Below are 7,220 nucleotides of genomic sequence, written 5' to 3' on the forward strand. Positions count from 1 at the left end.
AGCCGCTCACCCCATTCGGGCCAGCGGCTTTTCTTTACAACCCAGACTCGATCAGGCAGCGATCAGTGCCTTGACCTTGTTCATCGCATTCTTCTCCAGCTGGCGAATACGCTCAGCCGATACGCTGTACTTGTCTGCCAGTTCATGCAGCGTGGCCTTCTCTTCCGCCAGCCAACGCTGATAAAGAATGTCGCGGCTACGCTCGTCCAGACCTTGCAGCGCTTCGTGCAGGTTGCTGGTGGAATTGTCACTCCAGTCGGCATCCTCCAACTGCACCGCCGGATCGTAACGGTGGTCTTCCAGGTAATGCGCAGGCGACTGGAAGGCGCTGTCGTCGTCAGCTTCCGCTGCCGGATCGAAGGCCATGTCCTGGCCGCTAAGACGGCTCTCCATCTCGCGCACTTCGCGCGGCTCGACGCCAAGGCTTTCCGCCACGCGATGCACTTCGTCGTTGTTCAGCCACGCCAGGCGCTTCTTCTGGCTACGCAGGTTGAAGAACAGCTTGCGCTGAGCCTTGGTGGTAGCCACTTTGACGATGCGCCAGTTGCGCAGAATGAACTCGTGGATCTCTGCCTTGATCCAGTGCACAGCGAACGACACCAGGCGCACACCCATTTCAGGGTTGAAGCGCTTGACGGCTTTCATCAGGCCGACATTGCCTTCCTGGATCAGGTCAGCCTGGGCCAACCCGTAGCCGGCATAACTACGGGCGATATGTACGACGAAACGCAGGTGGGCCATCACCATCTGACGAGCGGCCTCGACATCCTGCTCATAATAGAGACGCTCGCCCAGATCACGCTCCTGCTCGACCGTCAGCAGCGGGATGCTGTTGACCGTGTGCACATAGGCTTCCAGGTTTGCACCGGGTACCAGGGCATAGGCAGGTTGCAACGATGTGGTCATTCAAGAACCTCCGACTTACAAAACTCGCACCTTGTGGGCGCTGCCAACATTGACCTGGAACGACGGTACAAGTTCCGCAGTGAAGAAAATGTCAATGCTGGCACGTAAAAACTATCGCGGCGCCAGCTCGTTCAAGTGGCGGGCGACTGCAATCCATGCACCGATATACCCCAACAACACTGCTCCGATCAAGAGCGACAGACCATCGGAAGCCGGAACGCCGCCCAGGGCGAAGTCACTGCCATACAGCCCGGAAAGCCCTACCACCGCCTCGTTCAGCCAGTTCAGGCCAAACGCCAGGATACCCCACGCCAGCAGGCCTGCGCCCAGGCCATACAGGGCGCCCATGTACAGGAACGGCCGGCGCACGTAGGCGTCAGTGCCGCCGACCAGCTTGATCACTTCGATCTCGATACGACGGTTTTCAATGTGTAGACGAATTGTGTTACCGATTACTAACAGCAGGGCAGAAATCAGCATCACGGCCAGGCCGAAGACGAAGCGGTCACCCAGCTTGAGGATGGCTGCCAGGCGCTCGACCCAGACTAGGTCCAGTTGCGCCACGTCCACCCGCGGCAGCTCCGCCAGGCGCTGACGCAAAGCGTCCAGGGCCGGCTTGTCGACCTCGGTCGGGGTTACCACCACCACACCCGGCAGTGGGTTGTCTGGCAGTTCGCGCAAGGCCTCGCCCAGGCCGGACTGCTGCTGGAACTCCTCCAGGGCCTGCTCGCGGCTGACATACTGGGCGTCCGCCACGCCAGGCATGCCCTTGATCTCGTCGCGCAGCGCTTCGCCATCGCGGCTGCCGGCATCAAGCTTGAGGTACAGCGAAATCTGCGCAGCGCGCTGCCACGAACCGCCCAGCTGCTCGACGTTCTTCAGCAACAAGGACAGGCCCATCGGCATGCTCAGCGCCACTGCCATGACCAGGCAAGTGAAGAAGCTGCCGATCGGCTGCTTGCCCAGGCGGCGCAGGCTGTCGGCCAAGCTGGCACGGTGGCTTTCCAGCCAGGCATGCAGCAGGGTGCGGAAGTCCGGGCCATCATCGTCTTCACCGCGCTTTTTCTTCGCAGGTTGCGGATCGGCCGGTTTTGGTGCGACCCGCTCGGAAACCTTCGGCGTGCGTGTAGTGTTCATTGCCCGGCCTCCCCATCGCCGATCAAGCGGCCGCGTTGCAAGGTCAGCATGCGGTGGCGCATGCGCGCGATCAGTGCCAGGTCGTGGCTGGCGATCAATACCGTCGTGCCCAGGCGGTTGATGTCCTCGAACACGCCCATGATCTCTGCAGCCAGGCGCGGGTCGAGGTTACCGGTGGGTTCGTCGGCCAGCAGCAGAGCCGGCTGGTGAACGATGGCGCGGGCGATACCCACCCGCTGTTGCTGCCCGGTGGAAAGGTCGGCCGGGAACAGCTCGCCCTTGTCGGACAGCGACACGCGCTCCAGCGCCGAGTCCACGCGCTTGGCGATCTCGACCTTGGACAGGCCGAGAATCTGCAGCGGCAAGGCAATGTTGTTGAACACGGTGCGGTCGAACAACAACTGGTGGTTCTGGAACACCACGCCGATTTGCCGGCGCAGGAACGGGATTTGCGCATTGCTGATCTGGCCAAGGTCCTGCCCTGCCAGCATCAGCTTGCCGCTGGTCGGGCGCTCCATGGCCAGCAACAGGCGCAGCAGGGTGCTCTTGCCTGCGCCCGAGTGGCCGGTGACGAACAGGAATTCGCCCCGGCGCGCCCGGAAACTCAGCTCATGCAACCCCACATGACCGTTGGGATAGCGCTTGGCAACCTGCTCGAATCGGATCATGGTCAATCTCGCTCGGCGAACAGAGCCTTGACGAACGGCTCGGCTTCGAAGGTACGCAGGTCGTCGATGCCTTCACCGACGCCGATGAAACGGATCGGGATGTTGAACTGCTTGGCCAGGGCGAAGATCACCCCGCCCTTGGCAGTGCCGTCCAGCTTGGTCAGGGCCAGGCCGGTCAGCTCGACGCTCTGGTTGAAGTACTTGGCCTGACTGATGGCGTTCTGGCCGGTGCCGGCGTCAAGCACCAGCAGCACCTCGTGCGGCGCCTCAACGTCGAGCTTGCCGATGACCCGGCGGACCTTCTTCAGCTCTTCCATCAGGTTGTCTTTGGTGTGCAGGCGGCCGGCAGTGTCGGCGATCAGCACGTCGACGCCACGGGCCTTGGCGGCCTGCACGGCATCGAAGATGACCGAAGCAGAGTCGGCACCCGTGTGCTGGGCGATCACCGGAATCTGGTTACGCTCGCCCCACACCTGCAACTGCTCGACCGCGGCGGCGCGGAAGGTATCACCGGCAGCCAGCATGACCTTCTTGCCTTCCAGTTGCAGCTTTTTCGCCAGCTTGCCAATGGTGGTGGTCTTGCCGGCGCCGTTCACGCCAACCACAAGGATCACATAGGGTTTGTTCTGGGCCTGTACGTTCAGCGGCTGCTCGACCGGGCGCAGCAGCGCAGCCAGTTCTTCCTGCAACGATTTGTACAGGGCATCGGCATCGGCCAACTGCTTGCGCGCGACCTTCTGGGTCAGGTTCTGGACAATGGCCGAGGTAGCCTCCACACCCACGTCGGCAGTCAGCAGGCGCGTCTCGATTTCGTCGAGCAGGTCGTCGTCGATGACCTTCTTGCCGAGGAACAGGCTGGCCATGCCCTCGCCGATGCTGGCACTGGTCTTGGACAGGCCTTGCTTGAGGCGCGCGAAGAAGCCGGGCTTGGCCTGTTCGACGGGTGCAGCAACAGGGGCGGGTGCCGCGCGTTCCGGGATTGCGGGCGGTGCCTTCGGCTCCAGGTCCGGCACCAGGGCCACGGGCTCTTCGGCAACCGGCAGCACCAGGTTGCTGACCGGCGCTGCGGCCTCGACAGGGGCAGACTCGACAGGGGCCGCCTGCAAGGGCATGGACGCAACCGGCTGCGGTGCAGGTGCCACCAGCGGCTGGGATGCGACCGGCTCTGGCTCAGGCGCCTGCAACGGCTGCGACGCAACCGGTTCAGGGACGGAGGCCTCGACTACCGGGGGCCGGGCCGGTGCGGCGACCGGCTGCGGCTCAGCCAGCTGTGGGGCAGCAGGGGCCTGAACGGGTTCGGGGGCCTGTGGCGCTTCGGCGGCAGATCCCTCGACCGGAGCGGCTGCAGACTGCTCGACAGCGGGGGGTTCATGCGCGGGCACGCCCGCTCCCGCAGGTGGCTGCGGCTTCTTGCGAAACCAGCTGAACAGGCCTTTCTTCTCACCAGCCTCGGCCGGCGCTTTTTTGTCGTCGTTGGAACCAAACATGGAAGACGGCTATCTCAGGGTAGCGATAGGCCAGCTATGGCCAATCGGGAATTCTCTCTACGCAGAACAGACTATCTTGAAGCCGGCTGGTTCATGCGCAACGTTTTGACTTAGTGTCCTGTGGGCCAGAACGGCGACAGGCATGGTCGCCAGGCAACCGGATCAGTATCCTAGCACCTCCTGGCCCGCCGACGCTAAACCCAGCGGGCCGCCGAACAGGTTAAACACCGTATGAACGCTCTAGCCCGCCGCGCCGCTGGCCTGTTGCTCGGCACGCTCTGCCTGCCGCTCGCGGCCTTTGCCGCCGATGTGCAACCCACCCACGAATTCATCCTCGACAATGGCCTGAAGGTCGTGGTCCGCGAAGACCATCGCGCCCCGGTGGTGGTCTCGCAGATTTGGTACAAGGTCGGCTCCAGCTACGAGACCCCGGGCCAGACCGGCTTGTCCCATGCGCTGGAACACATGATGTTCAAGGGCAGCGCCAAGGTCGGCCCCGGCGAGGCCTCGCGCATTCTGCGTGACCTCGGCGCCGATGAAAACGCCTTCACCAGCGACGACTACACCGCCTATTACCAAGTGCTGGCCCGCGACCGCCTGCCGGTAGCCCTGGAACTGGAGGCGGACCGCCTTGCCAGCCTGCGCCTGCCTGCCGACGAGTTCAGCCGCGAAATCGAGGTCATCAAGGAAGAACGCCGCCTGCGCACCGACGACCAGCCCAATGCCAAGGCATTCGAGCTGTTCCGCGCCATGGCCTACCCGGCCAGCGGCTACCACACGCCGACCATTGGCTGGATGGCCGACCTGGAGCGCATGAAAGTTGAGGAACTGCGCCACTGGTACGAGTCCTGGTACGCCCCCAACAACGCCACCCTGGTGGTGGTCGGTGATGTCACCGCCGACGAGGTCAAGGGCCTGGCGCAGAAGTATTTCGGCAATATTCCCAAACGCGCCGTACCGCCAGCCAAGCTGCCTCTGGAGCTGGCCGAACCTGGTTGGCGCCAGTTGACCCTGCACGTGCGAACCCAGCTGCCAAGCCTGATCTACGGCTTCAACGTGCCCGGCCTGCCCACCGCCAAGGACCCTCGGACGGTACATGCCCTGCGCCTGATCTCGGCACTGCTCGACGGCGGCTACAGCGCCCGCATGCCGGCCCGCCTGGAGCGTGGCCAGGAACTGGTGGCCGGCGCGTCGTCCAGCTACAACGCCTTCACCCGCGGCGACAGCCTGTTCCTGATCTCGGCGACGCCGAATGTGCAGAAGCAGAAAACCCTCGCCGACGTCGAGAAAGGCATCTGGCAGCTGCTTGAAGAACTCAAGAGCACACCCCCCAGCGCCGAAGAGCTGGAACGCGTACGCGCCCAGGTCATCGCCGGCCTGGTCTACGACCGCGACTCCATCAGCAGCCAGGCCACCACCATCGGCCAGCTGGAAACCGTCGGCCTGTCCTGGAAGCTGATCGACAGCGAACTGGACGAGCTCAAGCGCGTCACCCCGCAGGACATCCAGAACGCCGCGCGCACCTACTTCACCCGCGAACGCCTGAGCGTTGCCCATGTACTGCCCGAGGAGTCCGCCCATGAGTGATCGCCGCGCACCACGCCCAACCCTGCTGGCCACGGGCATTCGTGCCCTGGCGCTGGCGGCAGTGCTGGCCGCTCCGGCCATGGCCGATAACGCTGCCAAGGCCGACAGCAGCGCAGCCCGTCCGGCCAACACCTTGCAGTCGCTGGCCGAACTGAATGGCAAGGCACCCAGCCGGCGTCAGCTGAACATCCAGCACTGGAACACCGCCGAAGGTGCCCGGGTGCTGTTCGTCGAGGCCCGCGAACTGCCCATGTTCGACCTGCGCGTCACCTTCGCTGCCGGCAGCAGCCAGGACGGCGGCACGCCAGGCCTGGCCGCTCTGACCAACGCCATGCTCAACGAGGGCGTGGCCGGCAAGGACGTCACCGCCATCGCCGAGGGCTTCGAAGGCCTGGGCGCAGACTTTGGCAACGGTTCCTACCGCGACATGGCCGTCGCATCGCTGCGCAGCCTCAGTACCAAGGACAAGCGCGAACCGGCCCTCAAACTGTTTACAGAGGTGGCGGGCAAGCCAACATTCCCTGAGGATGCCCTCAAGCGCATCAAGAACCAGATGCTGGCTGGCTTCGAATATGAGAAACAAAACCCCGGCAAGATCGCCGGCAAGGCCCTTTTCGGCAAGCTCTATGGCGACCACCCCTACGCCCACCCAAGCGACGGCACCGCAGAGAGCATCACGGGCATAAGCCTTGCCCAGCTGCGCGCGTTCCACGCCAAGGCCTATACCGGCGGCAATGCGGTAATCGCCCTGGTCGGCGACCTCAGCCGTGCAGAGGCCGAAGCCATCGCCGCCCAGGTGTCTGCCGGCCTGCCCAAGGGCCCTGCGCTGGCCGCACCGGCCCAACCCACAGACGCCAAGGCCGGCCTGACCCACATCGACTTCCCGTCCAAGCAGACCCACCTGATGCTGGCCGAACTGGGGATCGACCGCCAGGACCCGGACTGGCCAGCCCTGTCGCTGGGCAACCAGATCCTTGGGGGTGGCGCCTTCGGTACCCGGCTGATGAGCGAGGTGCGAGAGAAGCGTGGCCTGACCTACGGCGTTTACTCGGTATTCAGCCCGATGCAGGTACGCGGCCCGTTCATGATCAACCTGCAAACCCGTGCCGAGCTCAGCGAAGGTACGCTCAAGCTGGTGCAAGGCATTCTCGCCGACTACCTGAAGACGGGCCCTACCCAACAGGAACTGGACGATGCCAAGCGCGAGCTGGCCGGCAGCTTCCCGCTGTCCAATGCCAGCAATGCCAGCATCGTCGGCCAACTGGGCGCGATCGGCTTCTACAACTTGCCGCTGACCTGGCTAGAGGACTTCATGCAACAGTCCCAGGCCCTTACCGTCGAACAGGTCAAGGCAGCCATGAACAAACACCTGTCAGCCGATAAACTGGTGATCGTCACCGTTGGCCCGAAAGTGCCACAAAAACCGCTGCCAGCA

6 protein-coding genes are annotated in these 7,220 nt (G+C 63.9%); 2 read left to right on the forward strand and 4 right to left on the reverse strand.

Features of this window, described 5'->3' with window-relative positions:
- Positions 1 to 51 precede the first annotated feature (51 nt).
- The 4 genes from rpoH to ftsY form a co-directional block, all read right to left on the reverse strand.
- Positions 52 to 906 carry an RNA polymerase sigma factor RpoH gene (gene rpoH, locus ACK59Z_RS25575; RefSeq protein ID WP_003249083.1) on the reverse strand — a complete coding sequence of 285 codons (855 nt, stop codon included), beginning with the start codon at positions 904 to 906 and terminating at the stop codon, positions 52 to 54.
- Positions 907 to 1,017: 111 nt separating this feature from the next.
- Positions 1,018 to 2,043: a permease-like cell division protein FtsX gene (ftsX, locus tag ACK59Z_RS25580; protein ID WP_003249081.1), complete on the reverse strand. Its 1,026-nt coding sequence runs from the start codon at positions 2,041 to 2,043 to the stop codon at positions 1,018 to 1,020.
- Positions 2,040 to 2,711 carry a cell division ATP-binding protein FtsE gene (gene ftsE / locus ACK59Z_RS25585; protein WP_003249079.1) on the reverse strand — a complete coding sequence of 224 codons (672 nt, stop codon included), beginning with the start codon at positions 2,709 to 2,711 and terminating at the stop codon, positions 2,040 to 2,042. Before ftsE ends, ftsX begins: the two co-directional genes overlap by 4 nt.
- A 2-nt stretch (positions 2,712 to 2,713) precedes the next feature.
- Positions 2,714 to 4,198, reverse strand: coding sequence for a signal recognition particle-docking protein FtsY (gene ftsY / locus ACK59Z_RS25590; protein WP_108191984.1), 1,485 nt, complete (start codon positions 4,196 to 4,198; stop codon positions 2,714 to 2,716).
- 231 nt (positions 4,199 to 4,429) lie between these two features.
- On the opposite strand from ftsY, the gene ACK59Z_RS25595 reads away from it, so the two are divergent.
- Both ACK59Z_RS25595 and ACK59Z_RS25600 read left to right on the forward strand, forming a co-directional pair.
- On the forward strand, positions 4,430 to 5,785 hold the full coding sequence (locus ACK59Z_RS25595) for a pitrilysin family protein (protein WP_004575476.1): 1,356 nt from the start codon (positions 4,430 to 4,432) through the stop codon (positions 5,783 to 5,785).
- The coding region (locus tag ACK59Z_RS25600) for a M16 family metallopeptidase (protein WP_409293961.1) at positions 5,778 to 7,220 on the forward strand (1,443 nt) is incomplete at its 3' end. The genes ACK59Z_RS25595 and ACK59Z_RS25600, both read left to right, overlap by 8 nt.

This window comes from Pseudomonas sp. KCJK9058 (assembly GCF_046230975.1).
GTDB lineage: Bacteria > Pseudomonadota > Gammaproteobacteria > Pseudomonadales > Pseudomonadaceae > Aquipseudomonas > Aquipseudomonas alloputida.